This window comes from Paenibacillus nanensis, assembly GCF_003583765.1.
GTDB lineage: Bacteria > Bacillota > Bacilli > Paenibacillales > Paenibacillaceae > Pristimantibacillus > Pristimantibacillus nanensis.
The window spans coordinates 494,451-516,306 of sequence record NZ_QXQA01000002.1; the positions used below are offsets into that span (position 1 = coordinate 494,451).

A 21,856-nucleotide genomic window follows, 5' to 3' on the forward strand; every position below is an offset into this window, starting at 1 on the left:
TGCAGACAGCGGCCGGATACAGGGAATGGGGCTCGTTTCGTCCAGTATATCACGGAGATTCAGAGACGAAGATGCGGATTTTTTTGGGTAAATACCGCATTTATCGGATTGTCGCTTGCTCTGTCAATTATCGTCGATCAGTTTCTGAAGCTCGCCCATGTAACGCTCCGCCGAATAGGCGGGGTCAGCGATCAAAAGCTGCGCATTATCCCAGGCGGTCAGCTGCTCCTCCGTCGTGAAGCGGGCTTCGAACCAGAGGGCTCCCCGCTTAAGCTCCGTCAGCTTGTCCTGAATCATGCGGGTAAGCGCGGGAACGTCACCGGGCGTCTGTAAGGCGGCGAAGCCCGTAATCATGGCGCCGTTATCCATCGCATGCTGGCCGTACCGCTCGAACACGTATTTCATCCAGCGGCCAACCTCATCATTATAGGCTTCCTTAGAAAAAACCGTAGTCAGCCCTGCGTTGACGGGGTACTCGTCCAGCGTGCCGACGCCGCCTTCGACGAGAGGAATGCTGAAGAAGCCAATCGAAGACGATTCGCCGCCATCGTATCTGCCGCTTCCATTGAAGTCGCGAAGCGACCAGCTGCCTGAATAGAAAATGCCGGCTTTCCCTTGCATGAACATATCCATGGACTGCTCGAAGTCCTCCCTGGCCGGCTGCCTGCCGAAATACCCTCTTGCCGCCATATCCCGGATCGCTTCGGCCGCCTCGATGAAGCCTGCATCCGTCAGCCGCATCGTTCCGCGGTCCACCTCGCCCATCGCATCAGGTCCCAGCTTGCGGATGATGTAGGCATTGATGAGACGCGTAATCGGCCACTTCTCCTTGCCTGCCAGCGCGAACGGCTGGATGCCCTCCGCCATCATCTTTTCGGCCGCGTCCATCATTTCGCTCCAGGTGCCTGGCACTTCTATCCCCAGCTTGGAGAACAGCTCTTTGTTATACCAGAAGCCTTCTATATTCATCTCGAGGGGCAGCGCGTACAGCCCGCGTCCATCTACCTGACTATTCAGCAGATCGACTGCCGAAGGAAGAAGCGTTCCGTTCATGTCTAGCTCTTCCAAGGTCTCGTCTAGATTCAAAGCCGCTCCGCTCTCAATTAAGTCTATCAACGGCTTGCCTGAGGGGTAACTGAACATGACGGGAAGATCGTTGCTGGCCGCAAGCAATTGAATCTTGCTGGAGAGATCCGCGTTCCCGATCTCCTCCCGCCGGAACCGCACATGAGGATGAACGGCCGTGTACTCCTCCGCCAATTGCTCGATGATATCGGTGCTCGGCGCATTGCCGGCCGACGTGACATATGTGATGGTTACGGGCGTCGGATCCGGCTGGGCGGCCGGCGGGCGGCCGGCGACGCCGCATGACGCCAGCAAGCCGAGTATCGCAGCCGTTATAAGTAGGCGTGTGAGTCGCATCCGTTGCTGCTCCGTTTCCGTTTAAAATGCAAAAGGCCCGCTGAGGCGCCTTTGCATAAAGGTATCACCTAGCGGGCTCGTTTTCAACTTAAGAAAAGAAGGTTTTGTCGATCGCTTCTCGTGCGCGCAACGCAACGGCCGCCAGCTCGGCTCTCGTCAGCCAGGATGCGGGATGCAGCTGCCCGTCGTCCTTGCCCTTGAAAATACCGTGCTTCACCATGGCCGCAAACGCTATACGCCCTTCACCCGACAATTGGTGCGCGTCAGCAAAGCCTTCAAGCAGCCCGTCGGCTTCGGCATCGGCGAGATCGGTCTCGACGCCGGCATAGGCGAGCGCGTCCTTCAGAATAAGAGCCATGCCTTCGCGGCTCATCACGGATTCAGGAGCAACATCATCCGTACGCAGCCCGATGTCCTCGGCCGTTCGCATAACGGCGTCATGCCACGCCGCATCGTCAGCCTCCTTCTCCGGGGTAACGCCCAGCACATTCAAAGCAACCATTAAGCTATGAGCTGTCGTCGTTCTCGCAAGCGGCCTCATGTTCCCGTCGCCGGTGCCGTTCAGCAGGAGCTTGGAGGTCGCATCGGCGACAACCCCGGCATACCAAGCTTCGGACGGCACGTCCTTGAAGCTGCGGCTTACCGATAGGGGAACGTACAGCCCTTCGCTCGAAACAAGCGCAAGCAGGATGGTCTCGCCGTTGTCGTCCGTCTTCACAATACTCGGCACTGGCGTCAGCGTTCCGTCGGCATTCATGCGGGCGAATGTCGTAATCTCGCCTTGCTTCGCGCCCTTCACCTTCACTTCGGCCAGCGCGTAACCCGCTTCGCCGGGTATTTCGATCGAAACGACATCGCTGGCCACAGTGATTCCCGGCAGTTTAAGGGCGCCGGCCTTCTCTTGATCCGCTTGGACAGCCGGCTTCACCTCTGCGGATGCGGCAGCAGGAGCGGTAGGTTTAGGCTCCTCCGTCGGCTGCGGTATAACGATCGGTCCCGAACCGCCGCCTGCCGGCGCCGTCTCGATGGACAAGCTGTCGATGCGGAGATCAGCCGCTTTGAATACGATATAGAGATCATGGGTACCAGTCAGGCTCGTATTGCTGAGGTCTGCCGATACATTCGTGTAGCCGAGCTCGGTTACCGGAACGCCGGCATTCTCGATCGTATAGCTTCGCGAAGTTGTAGCCGGGACGTCAATGACCGCGATCGGCGCGCTGGACGGCGAGTCCGCATGAAGCGTAATGACGCCTCCGTTCGCGTCCGAAGCGACGCTTGCGGTAACCTTCTTCGCGCCGGTGAGGTCAACCTTCGGCAGCGCTGTCCATGAGCCGTTTCTCGTGGACGCAACCGCATAGTAGCCTCCGACTATCCGTTTGTTCTTCAAATTGACAGCCGTGCGTTCTTTGGAAACTTCATGGTACACGACGTCATTCGAAGCGTAGGAATGGTCGAATACATTGAACGGTTCAGCTAGCGTAAGCTTGCCGAGGGCGGAGCCGGACACGTACATATTACCCGTCAAGCGGATGTCGTCGGACGAAGCTCCCACCATCAAGCTGTAATTGCCGCCCTCCACGATGAAATCTCCTTGGTTCACGTCCCATACCGCAAAGTCTCCCGGATCGACGGACAGACTTACCGTCTTCGTCTCGCCCGCCGCGAGCTCGACCTTCTCGAACGCGGCCAGCTTCTTGGAAGGAGCGTAAGAACCATAAGCCGTATTCGGATTGCGCACGTAGAGCTGAACAACCTCCGACGTGTCGACGCTGCCATCATTGCGGACTTGAACGGTTACCGTTAAGGGCTCGCTGCCGGAGACGGCGGACGGTGCCTGAAGATTGCTGTATTCGAACGAACTGTACGACAAGCCGTATCCGAATTCGTAAGTGACCGGGGCGCTCGCGTACATATACGTCAGCTTCGACTCCACCGGATCCGCGTTCGTCATGTCGACGGTGTAGCGGGGATCGATATTGACGCCAAGCTGATGGGCAGGGAAGCTCTTCGGAATCGAGTAATCGCTGATCGCCGGAAAAGCCGACATGTCAGCGTACCAGGTCGAGGCAAGCCGACCGGTCGGCGCGTAATCGCCGTACAGCACTTGCGCCAGCGCCTTCGAATCGTATTGGCCGCCATAAGGCTGATAGACGATCGCCGACACATTCGGATTGTTCTGAATCTCTTCCATCACGACCGGGAAGCTGGACTTGACGACGACGATCGTCTTTTTGCCTTCAGCCGCAAAAGCTGCCGATACCTTGTCGACAAGCTCGTAATCGTCCTCGCCCATGTACAGGCTCGAGCGGTCATTGCCTTCGCCGGCGCTGTGGCGCGGGATTGCTCCGACGAAAACGATCGCGTAGTCGTCGACCTTCGCGCGAGCGGCCGCTTCCGCTCCGACTTCCTTCACGACGGTCTCCTCGAATTTGACCTCATCCGTCCGATTCGCATTGGCCGCGGCGCTGCCGATCGGAGCGGAAGGAACCGTTAGCTTATGATCCGCCGTCGTCACGATACGGCCGTTGGCGTAATACCAATCCGCGAACTCGCCGCTGAAGCCCGTACGATAGCCATTCGTAACGATGGATACCGTATCGTCATCATTGCGCTCGATCCGAAGCCGCGACGGAATCGTGCTGGTCGAGCCGTTCATCTGTGCGAGGTCCCAATCGTTATGGGTTAAATTAAGAGGCGTGTTGTCGGTGTTCTTGACCTTCAAGTTTTCCGGATTGGACGCATCGCCGGTCGGCGAGGTTACGAACCGATTGTTCGCAAGCGACAGCAGACTTACGCCCTCTTGTCCAAGGTCGATGACCCGGAACAGCTGCGCGTTCGCGTTTGTATCGAGCGGGGCGTTCGTTGTAATCAGCTGAGAACCTTCCTCCACGTTCGCATTCGTATCCGCGGCGACGAATTCGCCGTTCGCCTTTGACTTGAGCGCAATGACTTTGCCGCCCAGATCGTAGGAAACATGATCCGCGCCGATCTGCTTGATGATGGAGAGCAGCGGCGAGTCGCCCGCGTCCGGAATAGCCGGCGTCGTGCCGACCGAATAGGTCGTCTTGAACCGCGAATCCGCGTAAACCCCTGAGATCGCGGCCTTCTTGTCTTTGGCCAGCGGAAGCGTACCGTCGTTCTTGAGAAGCACGATGCTTTCCTGAGCGGCTCTCAACGCGACTTCCTGATGCTCGGGCAAAGCGTACGTCGCGGGCTCCGCCCGCACATCCTTCGCTTCCGACGCGAACGGGTAATTCTGCGGGATGCCGTTCTCGTCGGTCTCGTTGAAGATGCCGAGGCGGACAAGCTGATTCACATGCGGGCGCGCCGCTTCGATCAGATCGTCTTCCGTAATGCCGTACACCCCGTCGCGAACCGCACCGACAAGCGCGGCGACATCTGCGTCTCCGTTCGCTTCGCTCGGGCTCGGACGGCCTGCGTTCGACTTGGCAAGCGCCATCAGAACGGTGGCTAACGTGCGATCCTTGGCATAGCTTGCGTCATATCCGTTCGAGATCGACGAGTTGAACGTATGCTGATCGCCATTAAAATCCGGTGAGCTGTATACGCCGAAGCGCGACTGTTCGTTGGCGTAGCGCTGATATGGCGAAATAATATTCGGAACGCCGTTCGTCGTCCCGTACGACGTCATGACGCCGGCGACCGACCCCGAAGCAAGCGCTTTGATCGGGCTTAACGTCTGGTATTCGAAGATTGCCCGCGGCCCAGCGCTCGAATTGGTGCCGAACCGGTACCACTGCGCGTTATAGACGGAGAAGTGCTTCGTTCCGACCGCCGCCCGCATCCAGAAGCCGTCTTCGCTTTTCTCTTGATCCGTGCCGCCGAGTCCGGCCGCCATGCTGTCGATCAGCTCGCCGGCCATGAACGGATCCTCGGAGAACCCTTCGTCGAACCGTCCGCTAAGCGGATTGATCCGCATATCGCTGACGACGGTGAACGCGACGGATGCCGAAGCGTTCGCTCCGCCATGAATGTTCGATTCGCCCTGCTTTACTTTGAGCTGGCTGATCTTCTCGCTGCCCATCACGCTGCCGATATCCGCCAGCAGCTCCTTGTTCCAGGTCTGCCCCATGCCGACGAGGGCGGGGAAGTCGGTCGATACGCCCTGCACGTTATCAGCCGCGGAGAGCGCTCCCGGAATTTTGCGGCCGGCGTTCGGTCCTTCCTTCAAGGTATAATGATTGCGCGAGCCGGTTACGTACACCGCCGGACCCTCAAGGCCCGTGTAGTCGAAATACGCGTCTACGAACTCATCCAAGTGCTCCGGCTCGCCGTCGAACAACGGCATTCCGTCGAATACGCCGCCGCTTTGCGTTTTGAAGACAATGACATCCCCCTCGGCAGCATTTGCAGCCGCCGGCGCTGACACGGCGAACAAGCTGATGGACATGGTGCAAGTTAACATAAAAGAAACTGCCTTTTTGCCTGCCTGGATCGTTTTAATTTTCCGCAAGCTGAACTCACCCTTTCTTCTTTGTATCGGGTCACGCATGGCACGCCGTTCGTGAAGGTACACCGCCTTTCTCGTGCGATAAAGCGTTTTCATCCTCATTGTAAGAGAAGATCCCGCTTGTCATAAGCGAGTCATTTATCGGTTTTTATCCTCATTTTTATGGTTGGCTCCAGCCCGAACTGGAACCCGGCAAAAAAACCGCAGCTTCCCTTTACGGAAGCCGCGGCTCTTTCGCTACATCAAATATTTTCGGATAAAATACGTTGGCGTGCAGCTCCAGGCGTGACAGTAGCTGTTGACCAGATTGCTGCCGTACGGCGACAGCTTCTTGTCCGCCGGATTGTACAGCTCCCAGAACGTATCGGCGCCGTCCTCGATCATCTCGCCCCAATACGCGTTCATGCGGGCAACCGCCTCGTCCTTGCGGCCGACGAGGAACAAAGCCTCGACGAAATGATGATACATATAGGGCGTCGTCATCCCGATTGATGGCGGCTCGGCAAGCAGCCTGTCCATCAGCGCAGCGTTCCGATCCGGCGGCAGCACCTCCGCGAGCGCCATCCAAACCTGCGAAGCCCACGATATTTGCTTGTCGGCGCCGCTGACGAAAAATCCTCTCTCTTCATCCCAAAGATAACGCAGCGTGGCGCTCGACACCTGCCCGATTTGTCCGGCAAGGAACGATTGCTCTTCGGTTCGCCCCAGCGACCCGGCCAGCTCGGCTCCGCGCTTCAGGCAGTAGAGCAGTACCGCTTGGCCGGGCGCCTGCTTGTTCAGCTCCGAATGCCAGTCCGTGAAGCACCACCAGGTGCTGTCGTCGGCGACGACGCCGCGATCATCCAGTCTGCGCAGTCCGATCCGAAGCTGCTCGTAAGCGATAGGCCAAAGCTCCTCGGCGGTCTCCCGATCTCTGGACGCTTCATAATAATCGTGCAGGCACGCCGCAAAAAACAGCGCGTAGTCATACAGCCTCGTATCGTCAGCGTGAGCTTTCGGCTTTTCGAAGACGCAGGCGGCGACCGTGCCGTCCTCAAGCCGCATCCCTGCGAACAGATACAAGCAGCGTCTTACCAAATCGTAATTTCGGAAGGTCAAATAATTAGCCTGCGCTTGCAGCCTCAGGTCGCCGATCCATAAACGGCGGTCCCGCTTCGGTCCGTCCTCAAATACGGTTTGCATGCAGTCCTGCAGCGTCTTGATTGCGATCCGGTCCATCTCGCGTATATGCTCCGGCAGGCTTTCCGGCAGCGGCTCGACGCGGGACGGATCGCCGGACGATACGGCTTCGCAGCTAACATTCTCGAATGCAATCTTGTATTTCACCGATGTATCGAGCACATCAATCTTCATATAACGGAAGCAGTATCTTCTCGGCAGCTTGATCTCGGCAGGCAGCACGTCCACGAACAGCAGCTCCTCCTGCAGCCACGAGCTGCTGAGCCAGCCGTTATAGCTGCTGAACGGCTCCGCAATTTCGCAGGGCATCTCCCCGAATGTCAGCTTAAGCTTAAGCGGCGCGTCCGGGGGACTCCCGACGGGCTTCAGCGACAGGCTGACGTACCCGACCAGATGATCGCCGAAGTCGAGAACGAAGCTGTCTCCTTTGCCATAGCTTTGCTCCGTCCACTCCCCAATCGTCTGGACCGTCTGCGTGCGCCAGCCCTGGAACGCTTCTTCGTCCGCGATAACCTCGATCAGCCTCTGCGGCGCGGCGGTTGTTGTCCGAAGCTCCGGAATAAGCGCCTCGGCTTTGTCGACTAAGTTTTGATCCATCAGCATCTAACTGGCATCCCCTTTCAGACTTGCTTTCAAATTAACTTCATCATAAGATGGATGACGAGGCCAAAAACTAGCCGATTCCGACATTTTTTATCTCGATTGCGACATATGAAAGGAGCGACTGGCATGACGAACCGCACTGTGCGCCTGCTCAGCGGCGAACAGTATTTCAGCGAGAAGCTGTCTATATTTGTGAACCGCAACGCCGAGTCCTACGAATTGACCGAGCATCATCACGACTTCCTGGAATTCAGCTGCGTCGCCGAAGGATCGGGCACGCACCATGCAGGCGGCGAGGCAAATGCCGTCACCCCCGGCGATTTGTTCATCATTCCGATGGGCGTCTCGCACGTATTCAGGCCATCATCGTCCGCCAAAAATGCCCCGCTAATCGTCTACAACTGCATTGTAACGATGGAAGCGGCTCATGAGCTCCTTAGCGGAGTACCGGGAGGCGAGGAGCTCCGGCAGCTGCTTTCGATGCCGGGCATATTCCAGGCGAAGGATCGCAGCGGCGAGGCGCATCGCCTGTTCTCCGCGATGCACCGCGAGTACGCGGCGGAGCGTCCCGGAAGGCAAGCGGCGCTGCATGCGGGACTTCTGCAGTTGTTCGTTTTTTTCTCGAGATTGCAGCAAGGAGCGGATGAAGGGATGGACATGCCGATAACGAACGGCATGGACGAGGTCATGGATTGGCTGAGGCGGCATTACGCCGATCCATTCGCGGTCGAAGAGCTGGCATGCCGTATAGGCGTTGGAGAGCGTCAGTTCCAGCGGCTGTTCGCGAAGCATGCCGGTATGAATATAACCCAATACGTGCAGAGGCTGCGTATCGAGGCGGCGTGCCGCCTGCTCCTGTCAACCGACCGTAAAGTGGGCGACATCGCGGAATCGGTCGGGTATTCGCATATGCCGTTCTTCAACAGCTTGTTTAAGAAGCATATCGGCCTAACTCCCCGTGCGTATCGGAAATCGGCAGTCCACCGGTAAACGTAGAAATAGCCTCCGGTGAACGCGACTATTCCCTGTTGGCATATACATTTCAGTTAGCATCTTGTATGCGTCTTGGACGGACTATCGGCTTGAAAATATTGTTCCCACACGTAAATAACGCCACCCTCATAGGTGGCGTTAAACGATCAATTCTTCGGCATATCAAATTGTCGGCGTATACGGATGAAATCCCCGGCTGATATCTTCCTCTACTTATAGAATGATCGGCACGAACCCGTCCTTCATGTATTGCGCAAACGGAATGTGTCCGCCCGCCGCCTCGTTCCCGACAAGCGCCAGCCCGGTGCTTTGCACCTGTTCGCCGACATCGAAAAACGTTGAGCAGGCCTGACAGCCTCCCTTAACGATTCCTTTCTTCATGACTTGCTTGAACAAAGAATGGAAAGGATGCTCTGCCTGGTTCAATATTTCGGGCCATTGCGTCCCCAGACCGTCAAAGACGATTTCTACCTTGAAGCCTGCGTCATGCAGTTCTTCTCCGTACAACAGCCCGTGAACCGCCTTCCCTATATCTTGCTGATTTGCTTGGATGACGACTAAATATTTATTTTCCGCCATATCTCGTTTCCTCCTTAATTGTTCGAACTTGCCGGATTGGCCGGCGAATACTCAACAAATTCCCAATGCAGATTGCTCTGTACTTCTGTGTACAAGACTTCGCTAACCTCGAAGCGGATCAACCGTTCCGCATGAGGGAACTGCGCGATTTGCTCCTTATCCCATATGATCTCGCATTGCCCGGTTAGCTGCAGGGTATGCCCCTTGTCGAAATCGATAAACAACATTCCCGCACATGGATTGCTATAAATATTACCGAGAGTGTTAAACATCGAATTGCCGAAATAATCGGGAAAATCCAGGGTGCGTTCATCGAGCGTCCGGATGAATCCCGGCGATCCGCCTCGATGGGAGGCGTCGGCTTTTCCATCTGCGCTTTTGCTGCTGATAAAGAACGTATCCGAACGGCGGATCCATTCGATTTGTTCGGGACTTAGCAAAGTGCTGCGTTGAGCCGTTTGCTCCAGCCTAAGGAAACCATGCTGTGAGCGCATTGCCCGCTTCTGAATGTATTTGGGACAGTTTCCGTAAACTTGTTCAACATGGATTCGAAGCCGTCCGTCATTATAGCTCGCCGTTCCGTTTATTCGCACTCGGATTCGGTTCTCCAAATCGATCACAAGCAAGCCGATCTCCCGGTCCGCGCTTACATTCGCAAGCAGAGGGTCGCCAGGCAAAGGTACGGAGGCAATCGTTAACGTAACTTCATCTAAGACCACCATAAATCCGGCTTTTCCTGTCAGCATCGAGCACCATACGCTTCCACCCTCCGCGGCCGTCGCAACGATAACGAGAGATTGCGCAGATAAAAACCCCGCAACCCCCTTCGGAATCGTGTTCCGAATCCCTTTTCCGTTTTGCTCAGCGGCGGCCGCTGCCCCTGCCAATCTTTGAACCGCTAGCTCTCCCGAATGATAGACCGACATCAATCCGCCCAAGCCTTCTCGAAGTCGGACCGGTAAACGTCGTAGGCGCGATCGTATTCCATGACCCTGGCAACATCGGCAATGAATGTTTCCTCGTAGCCGGCTCTGCGGAGCAGGTGGAAGCCGAGCTCCATTCCGGACGCGATACCGCCGGCTGTAATGACACGCCCGCTATCGACAACGCGTGCGCGGCTGATCCGGCAGGCAGGAGCGATTTCAGCAAGCCTTTCAATGGGCACCTTCCCCATGTTGGAAGCCTCGAGACGGTCTGGCTCCTTGCGGTTCGTCGCCGCGATTCCGTCGAGGAGTCCCATCCGGCCGTACACCCACGAGCCGGTGCAGACGCTAACGAGCAAGCACGATTCCGGCAATGACCGGATATACCGGTGCAGCCCGCCGTTATGCATTTCTTGCCGGGTCCCGAATCCGCCGGGGATCAAAAAAGCATCCATGGCGGGCTCCTCGACAAAGCTGTAATTCGGCACTACCGTAAAGCCTGCTTGCGTCTGCACGGGACGAAGCGATTCCGCTACAAGAAACGCCTCTAACTCCGGATCGAGCCGGCGTGCAACGGAAATGACGCCGTACGGAGCCGCATAATCGATAATTTCCGCATCCTTAAAAACATAAATCCCAAGCCGAAAGCCCGTTTTTTTCATCCTATCATCTCCAATCTTTGGATTTATTCCTCATGGATAGTATGCTATCATTGAGTTATCGATTTGAGAAACGAATATAAACGATAGATGCCATCGAAAAACCAAATACATAAAAGAGGGATAAGGATGCTTGAGAAGCTGGAGGGACGTTTTCTTGTTACATTTCTGACGGTGCTCGAGGAGGGAAGCTTCAGCAGGGCGGCGGAAAAACTGGGGTATGTCCAGTCGACGGTTACATCGCAAATTCAACTTTTGGAACAGACCTGCGGGCAAAAACTGTTCCACCGGCTGTCCCGGGGGGTGCAGATCACGGACGCCGGCGAGAGGCTGGCAATATATGCCCGCCAGTTCGTACAACTGGGGAGAGCGCTTGAAGAGGCGCTTGGAAGCCTGGAGGAGCCTTGCGGTATCGTCAAAATCTGCGCACTTGAGTCGTTCTGCGTAACGCGGTTTTCCAGATTTTTAAAGCCGTTTCTGTCCGAATTCCCGAGCATTTCCCTTCATCTGTCTACGGGGTTTCAAGGGGATATCGTAGAACAGGTGCTGTCGCATGCGATCGATTTCGGAATCGTGCCCAAAGATCCTGAACGGGAAGAAATCGTGTTCGAGCCCTTGGTCGCGGAACCGATGGCCTTCGTCTCGACCGCGGATTTAGCTGCCCAGTTGAATGACAAAGGCTGGGAGCCATTTCCCGAATTACAAATGATCGGTTTTGGCAACCGCTGCGTCTATCACACGGATGGGCAAAAGCTGCTTGACGAGCTGGGGGTGCCGTCAGGCGCAAGAACGGCAGAGTTCCCAAGCACGGAGCTGATTCGTCAAATGATCGCATGCGGGGTTGGCGCAGCCTATTTACCGGAGATCACGATGCAAAAAGAGCTCGCAGAAGGCACTGTCGTACGAATTCCTCTGCCTAATCCTTCGACACTTACGCATGGCCTCATCCGTCATCGGGACCGGGTGCTGAATGCGCCGGCGAAAGTGTTTTGCAATAAGCTTCTGAACTATTTTCACATTACGCAAGCGGTTAATAATGAGTAAGAAACAAAATAGCGCCGCGGAAATATTGCCGCTGCGCTATTTAACTTATCTTTTTCAATCATATTACCAAATAGCAAGGTGAGGCGAGGCGCTCTATTCCCGACTAGCTGCGCTTACAAAGCTTTCGCAGAGTCCGGTAACCTGCCTGCTCCATCAACCATTAGCCAGCGCTCCACGCCACTTATTCCGGATTTCCTCCACAGCGGCTAAAGCAGCTTTGTCTTCCAGGATGTCGCCCGGCCGATTCGCTTTCCCTAGTACATAACCTTCAAACCTTGTGCCCGTAAAATCGAAAATATGCTGGAATTGCTGGATGAGCGGAATTCCCTTGAGATGAGGCTCGTCGTCGCCTACGGCGATCACCCACGCCGACTTGGTAGAAAGCTTCGCAAGAAATCCGTCCCTGTCTTCCCGCAGCGATTGAGACCAGCGGTCAATGAAGCTCTTCGTGAGCCCGGACGCTCCATACCAATAGATGGGCGTGGCGAACACAAGGACGTCCTGCGCCAGCACCCGTTCGATGACCGAATGGTAATCGTCTTCGGGGTACGGTTCCTTCTCGGCATGCCGGTAATCTTTAATAGGCTCGATCTTATAATCTGCCAGAAAAATATGATCGGTCTCGAACCCTTCCGTTAACCGTTTCGCTAACTGTTCCGAGTTCCCGTTTTTTCTCGAGCTTCCGTAAATAACGGCTGTTCCCATACGATGGCGTCCATCCTTTACTTTAACAAATTTGTCGAATGACCTCTTCCCATTGGTTAAGCTATTTCCGCCTCTTGGTTCCGGTAAACGACCTTCAACCCGTCAAGCAGCGAAAGCGCCAATCGTTTGGCTTCTTGCGGCGTATCGCTTGCGACGATGAAATAGGCGAGCCGGTCATCCGAGCTTTTCGCCTGGACGACGTTATCGCCGGGCACGGCCAAGATGTGCGCGCGTATGACAGACGGATGCTGAGGCAGAAGCTCGAATCCTTCAATCCGTTCGAGCACGCCGTCGCGTTCCGCGGTGACGTAAGCGATCGTTGCCGCCCGAATATGCTTCTTCCCGATCGCGACCGGATGGCCGAGGTAATAGTTGACGGTCGCTTCGAAAATATCGACCCCGAAAGCCAATACCAGCAGATCCGATGAAATGTGATCCCCGCCGGGCCTGCCGTTCACTTCAATTATGCGGGGACCGGACGGCGTCAGCTTTACCTCGACATGGCTCGGTCCGTTCGTCAACCCGATCGCTTTAAGCGCGTCGACAGCCGTTCGTATTATCTCTTCCTGGCGGTCGGTATGAGACGGGGAGGGCAGCGTATGGAGCGTTTCTACAAAATAGGGCAGAGGCGTCGTCAGCTTTTCGGTCACGGCCGCAAATAACGGCTCGCCATTCCGCAGAAACAACTCCACGCTGAATTCTGGTCCCTGCAAATATTGTTCGATCAAGTATTCCTCACGCACTTTGAAATCCATATACGTCACTTTGAAAGCGACAATGACGTCCATGGCTCTGCGCAGCTCGGCCTCGTCGTTAATAAAATAGACGTTTTGGCTGCTGGCGCAATTGGTCGGCTTCAGGACGACGGGATACCCGATCTCTTCGGCCGCCGCGGCCGCTTCTTCGAACGTTTTTACATTTCGGAATTCCGCGCTTGGCACGCCGTGCTCAGCGTAGGCCTGCCTCGCCAAATCTTTGTTCCGCGATTTTAGCGCCGCCTCGTAAGGCACGCTCCGCAGTCCAAGCCGCTCCGCGACCTTCGCCGTCAAGTGGGACGCGTAATCCGTAGCCGGAATGAGCGCATCCAGCTTGCCCGCATAGGGCGATTCCGCTATCGCCTGGAAGAGCGAATCCTCGTCTCGTATATCCGCAACGATTAAGTCGTGATAGATGCCTTCATACCCGTATTTTTTCGGATTGTCCTCGGACGATACGATCGAAATGACACGGTGCCCCTGTTCGTAAGCTACCTTGGCGAAGCTGACGCCATAAAAGCTCGGCTCGACAAACGCAACCGTTTTAACCGTCGACATGTTTTTCACCTCTTTAAGTTTTGCGAAGCAAAACTGCTTCGTAAGCATTCGCTTTGTTTTCGGAGAAAACTTACTTCGTAAGCATTCGCTTTGTTTTCGGAGAAAACTTACTTCGTAAGCTTCGCTATTTTTTCTAAGCCTCTATCGTTTGTTTCCACGGCGACTTGCTGTTCAAGACGTAATAGACGACCAGTCCGGCGAACATCAGGCCAGCCATCAGAATAAAGCCGAGTCCGGGCGAGTACCGGTCGATGACGACGCCAAGCCCCGTGGCCGAGACGGTCTGCAGCAGCAGCGAAATGCCCATCCAGACCGAGGTCGCGCGCCCCATATACGCTTTCGAGACCGACTCCATAAGCGTTGTCGTAATCAGAATGCGCAGGGAGGAATTGGTCAGACCGATGAGCACGCAGCCGATGTAAAGCAGAATGACAGTCGAATTAAAGGCGATAGCCGCGAGATTCAATACGGATACGAGGAAAATAATCAGAATCGTCCCGTGCTGCGTCAGCTTTCTCGCTAGCGGCGCTGCCAAAAAGCCGGACAGCAATCCGCCTATCCCGTAGCACATATCCGACAGCCCGAATACGACCGAATCCCCTCGAACCGACGTGCTGACATAGCCCGGAAGCACCACATTGAACACCATCGTCGTCACGAGCGGGATGATGGACACGATGCCGAGCACGAATAAAGAAGGCCTTCCCGCCAAATATTGAATGCCTGCCTTAAACGATTCGAAAAACGAGGCTTCCGCTTGCTCGACCGGCATGGCCGCGTAGGAGATTCGGCTGAGGAAGAGGCTGCTCACGAGAAAAGCGGCGGCGTTCAACAACAAGATCGCCTCGAAGCCGATATATTTGTACAGGAAGCCGGACACCCCTCCGGCCATGAACATGCCGACCTGCAGGCTGATCTCGATCAAGGAATTGCCGTGGATCAGCTCTTTCTCGGGCAGCAGCTCCTGCACGAGGCTGCGCGAAGCCGACATGTAGAGCGCCCACCCCATGCCATTGATTGCGGCAAAGGCGTACAAATATTCGACGTGGAATCCGGTTCCGAGGAAGGCGCCGGCAATCAGCAGCAAAGCGGCGGCCCTTACGACGTTCGCCCAAAGCAGAATCGTCTTCCGGTTCCATTTATCGACGAACGTTCCGGCGAACGCGGATATAAGAAACCCGGCAACTACGTTAAGGGAGAGCATGAGCCCGACGGCGGTCATTGAGCCCGTCCGGTCCATCAAATACCAATTGGCGCCGATCGTGCTCATACCCACGCCGAAGCCGGATATGATGTCCGCGATAAAATAGTTGCGAAACCTGTTCGTCTTCAGCACGCTAAATACCATCCGGACCTCCTGCTAGGGATAGGATTTGCCGCCGCAGCGGCTCCAAACCAAAACCTAGATCGGCAAGCACTTCCTCATGCGTCCCCCCATAAATCGGCCACTGTTCACCGCAGTTATGGGAATAAACCGGGTGCTCAGGCATTAATAAGGCCAAATAAGACGCCGTACCGCCGGTCGCCCGATGCTCCTCGACGACGAGGAAACGATCGGCTAACGCCTTCAGCGGCTCCACGTAAGCTTTCAAGCTTTGACTATCGACGTAACAAGCATGAGCGTGCGCGACAATTTCGTATTCACCGGCTAGCTTCTTGCACAGCTCCGTTGCCTGCTCCCCGACGGAGATCAGGCATAGGCTAGCCCGGTCATCCGTTGCCCGGTCTTCTACAAGCAGATCCCTGCAAGATCGCTCCGAGGCGCGCGGCAAGCTTTCGAACGCGTCATTGCGGGATAGACGGATATAATACGGTTCCGTCGATGCTGCCGCTTCCCGGATAACTCTCCTCGTCTCCTCTTCCCCATGCGGACAAGCAATCCGGATATTTTGGAAGGACTGGATGACCGCGATGTCCTCCAGGGCATGATGGGTCGTTCCGAACCATCCGCCCGACACGCCGCCGTACGGTGCGACGAGCTTTACATTTTTCCCCATGTAGCCCATCGACAGCTTCACGCTCTCCGATGCCCTCAATGCCGCAAAGGCGGCAAACGTCGAGATGAACGGAACATAACCCGCTTCGGCGAGCCCCGCCGCGATGTCGACGCCGGCGAGCTCCGCGATGCCGAGATTTAGGAACCGATCCGGATGGCGGCTCTGGAACGGATGGTTTTTGCCCCCTAGATCCGCCTCCAGGCAAATAATTCGTTCCTCGGTTTCCGCGAGCCTAGCGAGCTCGTCTTTATAGGCGTCCCTTCCTGATAAGGTCGTCGTCACGATAGATTCACCTTCCATCTCTTCGCCAGATTGGCGGGGATTTTGGCATAATGCGCATCCGGATTGCCCTCGAAGGCGGCAACGCCTTTTCCTTTAACCGTCCGGGCTAGGACGGCAAGCGGCCTCTCCCTGTCCGGCGTAATAGCGGAGAAGATGGCGTCATGCCGGTGACCGTCAATCTCCCTGACGGCGAACCCGAACGCCTCGAACCGTTCCTTCAGATTGCGGATCGGCGAAATATCGTCGACATGTCCGTCGTTCTGCCCGCCGTTGCAATCGACGATATAAACGAAGTTCGCAAGCGACCGAGCCTGGGCGATCTGAGCCGTCTCCCAGACGAGCCCTTCCTGCAGCTCGCCGTCTCCCCCGATTGCGATGCCAAGCCCTCCGGTTCCTCGCAGCTTTTGCGCCAGCGCCCAGCCCGCCGCGTAAGCGACGCCATGCCCTAAGCTGCCCGTTGCAAAAGGGATGCCCGGAAGCTTATGGTTCGGGTGCCCCGTATAGAGCGAGCCTTGCTTGCCGTAGCTTTCCGCCGGATTGGAGGGCAATTTCCCGTAGACATATAGCGCCGCATAGAGTGCCGCCGCCGCATGCCCCTTGCTCAGGATGACGGATGTACTCTTGTCATGGCCGTATTTCGCATAGGCGACGACCAGTAGATCGATAGCCGAAAGACTTCCTCCGACGTGGCAGCCGGTTGGCGTGGCCGCCATGTCGAGGATCAGCTTCCGTGCCTCTGTTGCCCGATCGGCTAATGCCAGATTCGAGAGCTCCTGTTCTTCCCTATACACAGGTATCGATTGCTCCATTTAATCCTCCGTTCGTAACCGGAACCACTCGTTAACGGCTTCTCTCAGAATGGCTCGTGAAGTTTCGACTTCCTCGTAACGCAAGTACTCGTCGTTCGTGTGGTCCAGACTAGAGTCGCCCGGACCGTACGCTACCATCGGAACATTCGCCCAAGACGACGCCAGCGTGTTCATGTCGCTCGTTCCCCGTTTTTTCAGATAGCGAACCGACTTCCCGTGCTTGGCGAAGCTTCGGACGAAAGCTTTCACCAGCGTATCCGCACGCGGATTGGCGAAGCCCGGCGTCGCGCGAAGCACCTCGACCGACACCGCATCGCCGAAGGACAGATCGACCTTGTCCGCGTAGCCGCTTCCGGCCTCCGGCGAAATTCTGAAGTTCAATATCGCGGTAACCGTTATATAGCCGCGCTCGTTGCAATGCTCAATGTCGATCAAGGACGACAAGCCTTGCGGATCGATATCCCGGACCCTGCCGCGAATGTCGGCCGCGACCTGATACAGCTCGTCGATCGCGCTTACGCTGTCCTTCGCCGCCGTATGCTCCTGCGCGCGCCTGATCGTGATCCGAAGCTTGAACAATCCGTAATAGCCTAGCGTCAAGCTGTCTTCGCCGCTCGGTTCGCCGATGATGACCGCGTCCGCCCGGTAATGGTCCCGAACGTAATACGCGCCTCTCGAAGACGAGATCTCCTCCTCTACGGCGCCGACGACGAGCAGCGATCCGTTCTCGGGCACGTCCGCTTCCTTCAGCATATGGACGAAGTTGACGAAGCAGCCTTTGGCGTCTACGACGCCTCTTCCGGCAAGACCGCCCTCGTCCGAACGTACCGGCCACACGTATGGCACCGTGTCGAGATGGCCAAGGAGCAGCAGCGTATGAGAACCGCTGCCTCGGCGGAACACGATGTTCCCGGCTTCGTCAACGCGCCCGGTCACCGACGGATCTTGAATCTCCTCGAGCAAGAACCGGGCAAGCTCGTGTTCGTCCTCGGAAACGGACGGAATGCGGGCAACCTTGTTCAGCAGTTCGAAGGCGGCAGGTCCGCGCTCCGCTTGCCAGAACCATGTCCGGCCGCCGCGTTCCAGCGAATGCGGACCTGATATATTCACGTCGCAGACTCCCCGTCCGGCAGCCAGCCTTGCCGCCCTTACTTTCTGCTTCATGCGTCCCTGGACGGATGGAAGCTCTTCGTCCCCGTACACATCCGCAATGGTCGAGCCTTCGTCTCCGATATCCCGCAGCAGCCCCGCCGTTCCGGTCACGAAGCGAAGATGATGCGCTTCGAGCTCGACCGCAAGCTCGGCGGCAAGGACGTCGGCGTCGATATTGATATACGACGCGAGCTCAGGATCCCAGATCGGAGGGGTCAAGCAGACGACATCGAAGTTTTTCAGAGCGTCATGCAGGAACGAGGTATAACAGCCGGTATATTGGCCGAATAAGGAGTCCCGTACGATGACGGTTTTCTGCCCTTGGACCGCTTTGATCGGCTTCGCCTTCCTGCCGAGCACAAGCCCGTTATCGCCGCCAAGCTGCGCGAATACGCTTAATCCTTGTTCCGCGAGCCGTTCCCGGATCGGGGCCAAAATATTCTCGTAATAAGCCTCTCGAATAAACGGCATCTCCTCCGGAGAGCAATAGCGCACTTCATCGCCGGAAGGCAGCGTCAAGAATGGCATTGGCCGCGACAGTTGTTCGTACTTCCGACGTATCGCCTCCGCTCCGCCCGCGACGAGCAGCACTTGGTTCCCTCTTCGCGAGATGCGGCTGACCTCCTCGAAAATGCGGGGATGATTGACGATGGTACTGCTGCCGAGCTTGATGACATACAGACTTCCGCTGCTCATTATGGCCACGCTCCTTCCCCTTCTTGAGGCAAGCCTTCTTCCTCGGGAAATCCGAAATACAGATTGGCCGCCTGAACGACTTGCCCCGCCGCTCCTTTAAGCAGGTTATCGATCGTCGCCAAGGAAACGCAGTTTCGGCCTTCCACGTAAGCTCCGATCTCCGCGAAATTCGTTCCGTTTACCGTCTTAATCATGGGCGTGCCGCTGCCGGCCGGGATATAGTGAAGGAACGGCTTGGCGGCATAGGCGCCGTAGAACGCTTTTCTCACATCGACGGCGGTCACGCCCTCCTTAAGCAAGGAATACGAGGTCGCCATAATGCCCCGCGGCAAATCGAGGCTGAATACCGAAAATTGAAGATCGACCGTACGCGCCAATTGACGGTACAGCGCATGCTCGATTTCCGGCTTATGCCGGTGGCCGTGCACTTTGTATGCCCGGAAGTTGTTCGTCCGCTCGGCATGATGCTCGCCCGCCTTCTTCCCTCCGCCGCTTGAGCCCGTCTTGGCGTCCGTAATGACGCGTTCCTCGATAAGATCATGCGCCACAAGCGGATACAACGTATAGATCGTCGCCACCGCCATGCACCCCGGCAAATTCACGACCTTCTTGCTCCTGTCGATCTCGCTGAATTCGGGTACGAAATAATGCCAGCCGCCTTCGAAATCATGCTTCAGCGTCTCCGGGTAATGCCGCTGCAATAGCGCGGTGTCGGCAAGCCGATAGTCGCCGCTTACGTTAAAGATGTAGTCCGCATGCTCGGCGACCCGCCGGACGAGCTTCGGCAGCTCGCCCGTTGGCAGACATGAGAATACCGCGTCGTAATGCCCATCCAGCTCGGATATCCGGCTGAACTTGAGTCCCCCCGGCTTCTTCCTATGGATCGAACCCGCGTAATATTTGTCCACCGGCAGGCCGGCATTCGACTCGGACGAAATAAACGTCACCTCGAAGCCCGGATGCCTGCGGAGCAGCCTGTACAGCTCGGCGCCGGTGAACCCGCTTCCGCCGAGAATGGCCGCTTTCTTCCGTTGCGCCGCGCCGCTCATCCTAACCTCGCATCTCTTTCATACACGACCTTCAAATCGCCGCTTCTCTCCGCGAGCTCGCGTATCTTATCCGGGTTCGCGTCGACCTTCTTGAATGCCAGCGCGTAAGCCTGAATCCGCTCGTATTCGATCGGCGTCCGGAGCTCCCGGCAAATCGTGAGCGTGCTGCGCAGCATCTTTAGCGTCTCGGGGAACCGGTTCAGATCGTAACCGAAATCTTGCCGATCCGACAGCGAGAACGGATAGCCGTTGCCGAAGCCTCTTCGGTTCTTGAACGGGAGATGGCCGGGAATTGGCACGTTCTGCCATTCCCTTGCGAAGACGCCTTCCGCATGGATCAGCTGCTCGACCGCATGCTTGACCCGGTAATCCTCCAGATCCCCAAGCCCGAGACGCTCAGGCGACAGCTTAACGCGATACATATTGTAGCTGTGCTTATAGCCTTCCGGGACGTACGGTCCGCTGAACAGCTTCGTCTCCTTGAGCGCGTTCGTCAAATAAACGGCGTTTCTTGCGCGGATCGCATCGTAATAAGGCAGCCGCTCAAGCTGGCTTAGACCGAATGCGGCGGCGATCCAGGACATGCGGTAATCGATGCCCGACGAATCCAGGAACGCGAGCGCGCGCCGGTAGTCCTCCTTCTCCCGGAAAAACGCGATGCCGCCTTCCCCGCCGACGGGGAAGTTTTTGTCCGCCATCAGACTCTGCCCCGCGCCGTCCCCGATCGAGCCGGCCACTCTGCCGTCAATCGATGCGGAATGGGCGTGAGAGGCATCCTCGACCAGCCGCAGCGAATGTTTATCCGCCAGTTGACGCAAGGCTTGCAAGTCGGCCGGCAAGCCGTGCACATGAACGGGCATGATCGCTTTCGTCTTGCCGGTGATCGCTTCCTCCACCTTCAGAGGATCCAAGCAATACGTAATTGGATCGATATCCACGAATATCGGGATCGCTTTGGCGGCAACGACCGCTTGAGCAGTTGCAATAAACGTGAATGCGGGCACGATGACCTCGTCGCCTGGCTGCACGCCAACTCCGACAAGGGCTAAGTGCAGACTCGATGTGCCGCTGGACGTGGCAATGGCGTAATTGGCGCCCACATAGCTGCGGTACGTTTCCTGGAACTCTTCGACGACGCTTTCGCCGTCTTGTTGGATCGAGACGAGCATTTGAATAACGTCTTCTTTCGTAATAATGGGAAAATTAGTCCGGCGGACGTCTTCGGGAATGATGGACGGTCCTCCGTCGAACGCGAGCGGAGACCGGATCCATTCCTCGTCGGGCAGCTGCAGCGGCTTGCGGATAAAATCGGTTTTCATGTGGACGGCTTCCTCCTTAGTAACGAAATCTTGACGCAGGCCGCCACAAGCGGGCTCAGCCTGTAATTGAATTGGACAGCCGGCTGAAGCTCCGGCTCGCTCTCCTCCTGCGTCCACATCGTCTGCAGGTCGAAGGCGCCGAATATTTTGAGCCGCTCCGCTTTTTTCCAGACCAGTTCGTCATTCGTCGCGATCGCGGCGACCGGACCGAAGCCCAGTCCCGTAAAATCGAGGACGAGGACGGGCGTCCGCGCGGAGGAGCTTCGAACCTCCTGCTCTAAATGATGGAAGTTATGACTGTCCACGGCTATCGCGGAATAAGCGATTTCCGCATACGGATCCGTCGTGAGTTGAATACCAAGCCACTTCGCGAACTTCCTTTCCTGCTCGCTGGCATGCTCGAGACGCGCCGCCGAACCGTAGCCGATGTCCTGCCCCCAGAATGCCCCATGCACCGCGCCCGTAAAGCTATTAAACAAAGAGACGTATTGGGTATTCGTAAGCTTGGCTATCGCCTTCTCCAGTCCTTTTAACTCATGGTCGTTTTTTTCGATGCTCATGATGACGCCCGAGTTCAGCACTCTGGACAAAACAAACGATAATGAAAAATAATGCTCCTTCGCAATCGGCGACGCCGGTTTCGTTAATGTATCTCCCATCC

Annotated in this window: 17 protein-coding genes; 2 read left to right on the forward strand and 15 right to left on the reverse strand. The window is 56.5% G+C overall.

Annotation, left to right across the window (positions count from 1 at the left end):
- Positions 1–123: 123 nt before the first annotated feature.
- The 3 genes from D3P08_RS05350 to D3P08_RS05360 form a co-directional block, all read right to left on the reverse strand.
- Positions 124–1,422, reverse strand: a complete 1,299-nt coding sequence (locus D3P08_RS05350; protein ID WP_119598398.1) for an ABC transporter substrate-binding protein — start codon at positions 1,420–1,422, stop codon at positions 124–126.
- A gap of 88 nt (positions 1,423–1,510) precedes the next feature.
- Positions 1,511–5,896: a glycoside hydrolase family 3 C-terminal domain-containing protein gene (locus D3P08_RS05355; RefSeq protein WP_162848367.1), complete on the reverse strand. Its 4,386-nt coding sequence runs from the start codon at positions 5,894–5,896 to the stop codon at positions 1,511–1,513.
- A 234-nt stretch (positions 5,897–6,130) separates the two neighbouring features.
- A complete protein-coding gene (locus D3P08_RS05360) occupies positions 6,131–7,675 on the reverse strand; it encodes an alpha-L-rhamnosidase-related protein (protein ID WP_119598400.1) in 1,545 nt (514 codons plus the stop codon).
- A 126-nt stretch (positions 7,676–7,801) separates the two neighbouring features.
- Between D3P08_RS05360 and D3P08_RS05365 the strand changes: the two genes are divergently transcribed.
- On the forward strand, positions 7,802–8,665 hold the full coding sequence (locus tag D3P08_RS05365; RefSeq protein WP_162848368.1) for an AraC family transcriptional regulator: 864 nt from the start codon (positions 7,802–7,804) through the stop codon (positions 8,663–8,665).
- 216 nt (positions 8,666–8,881) lie between these two features.
- On the opposite strand, the gene D3P08_RS05370 is transcribed toward D3P08_RS05365, so the two are convergent.
- From D3P08_RS05370 to D3P08_RS05380, 3 genes are read right to left on the reverse strand one after another with little or no spacing between them, the layout of a single operon-like run.
- Entirely contained in the window at positions 8,882–9,247 is a 366-nt protein-coding gene (locus tag D3P08_RS05370; protein ID WP_119598402.1) for a hypothetical protein, read from the reverse strand.
- Positions 9,248–9,261: 14 nt separating this feature from the next.
- Positions 9,262–10,173: a pyridoxamine 5'-phosphate oxidase family protein gene (locus D3P08_RS05375; protein ID WP_119598403.1), complete on the reverse strand. Its 912-nt coding sequence runs from the start codon at positions 10,171–10,173 to the stop codon at positions 9,262–9,264.
- Positions 10,173–10,832, reverse strand: a complete 660-nt coding sequence (locus D3P08_RS05380; protein ID WP_119598404.1) for a DJ-1/PfpI family protein — start codon at positions 10,830–10,832, stop codon at positions 10,173–10,175. The genes D3P08_RS05375 and D3P08_RS05380 overlap by 1 nt, the downstream gene beginning before the upstream one ends.
- A 126-nt stretch (positions 10,833–10,958) precedes the next feature.
- Here D3P08_RS05380 and D3P08_RS05385 point away from each other — a divergent pair, with 126 nt between their 5' ends.
- Positions 10,959–11,873, forward strand: coding sequence for a LysR family transcriptional regulator (locus D3P08_RS05385; RefSeq protein ID WP_119598405.1), 915 nt, complete (start codon positions 10,959–10,961; stop codon positions 11,871–11,873).
- 153 nt (positions 11,874–12,026) lie between these two features.
- Here the strand turns inward: D3P08_RS05385 and D3P08_RS05390 are convergent, their stop codons facing one another.
- The 9 genes from D3P08_RS05390 to D3P08_RS05430 form a co-directional block, all read right to left on the reverse strand.
- Complete coding sequence (locus tag D3P08_RS05390; protein ID WP_119598406.1) at positions 12,027–12,578, reverse strand: flavodoxin family protein; 552 nt, start codon at positions 12,576–12,578, stop codon at positions 12,027–12,029.
- Between the two features lie 56 nt (positions 12,579–12,634).
- The gene (locus D3P08_RS05395; RefSeq protein ID WP_119598407.1) at positions 12,635–13,891 is read right to left on the reverse strand and encodes an ATP-grasp domain-containing protein; all 1,257 of its coding nucleotides are present in this window, start codon (positions 13,889–13,891) and stop codon (positions 12,635–12,637) included.
- 133 nt (positions 13,892–14,024) lie between these two features.
- On the reverse strand, positions 14,025–15,239 hold the full coding sequence (locus D3P08_RS05400) for an MFS transporter (RefSeq protein ID WP_119598408.1): 1,215 nt from the start codon (positions 15,237–15,239) through the stop codon (positions 14,025–14,027).
- Positions 15,229–16,170, reverse strand: coding sequence for a transketolase family protein (locus D3P08_RS05405; protein ID WP_338068704.1), 942 nt, complete (start codon positions 16,168–16,170; stop codon positions 15,229–15,231). The genes D3P08_RS05400 and D3P08_RS05405 overlap by 11 nt, the downstream gene beginning before the upstream one ends.
- Positions 16,167–16,979, reverse strand: coding sequence for a 1-deoxy-D-xylulose-5-phosphate synthase N-terminal domain-containing protein (locus tag D3P08_RS05410; protein ID WP_119598410.1), 813 nt, complete (start codon positions 16,977–16,979; stop codon positions 16,167–16,169). The genes D3P08_RS05405 and D3P08_RS05410 overlap by 4 nt, the downstream gene beginning before the upstream one ends.
- Entirely contained in the window at positions 16,980–18,827 is a 1,848-nt protein-coding gene (locus tag D3P08_RS05415; protein WP_119598411.1) for a M20/M25/M40 family metallo-hydrolase, read from the reverse strand.
- Complete coding sequence (argC, locus tag D3P08_RS05420) at positions 18,827–19,876, reverse strand: N-acetyl-gamma-glutamyl-phosphate reductase (protein WP_119598412.1); 1,050 nt, start codon at positions 19,874–19,876, stop codon at positions 18,827–18,829. Before argC ends, D3P08_RS05415 begins: the two co-directional genes overlap by 1 nt.
- On the reverse strand, positions 19,873–21,195 hold the full coding sequence (locus tag D3P08_RS05425; protein WP_119598413.1) for a DegT/DnrJ/EryC1/StrS aminotransferase family protein: 1,323 nt from the start codon (positions 21,193–21,195) through the stop codon (positions 19,873–19,875). The genes argC and D3P08_RS05425 overlap by 4 nt, the downstream gene beginning before the upstream one ends.
- Complete coding sequence (locus D3P08_RS05430; RefSeq protein ID WP_119598414.1) at positions 21,192–21,854, reverse strand: degT/DnrJ/EryC1/StrS aminotransferase; 663 nt, start codon at positions 21,852–21,854, stop codon at positions 21,192–21,194. The genes D3P08_RS05425 and D3P08_RS05430 overlap by 4 nt, the downstream gene beginning before the upstream one ends.
- Positions 21,855–21,856: the final 2 nt, after the last annotated feature.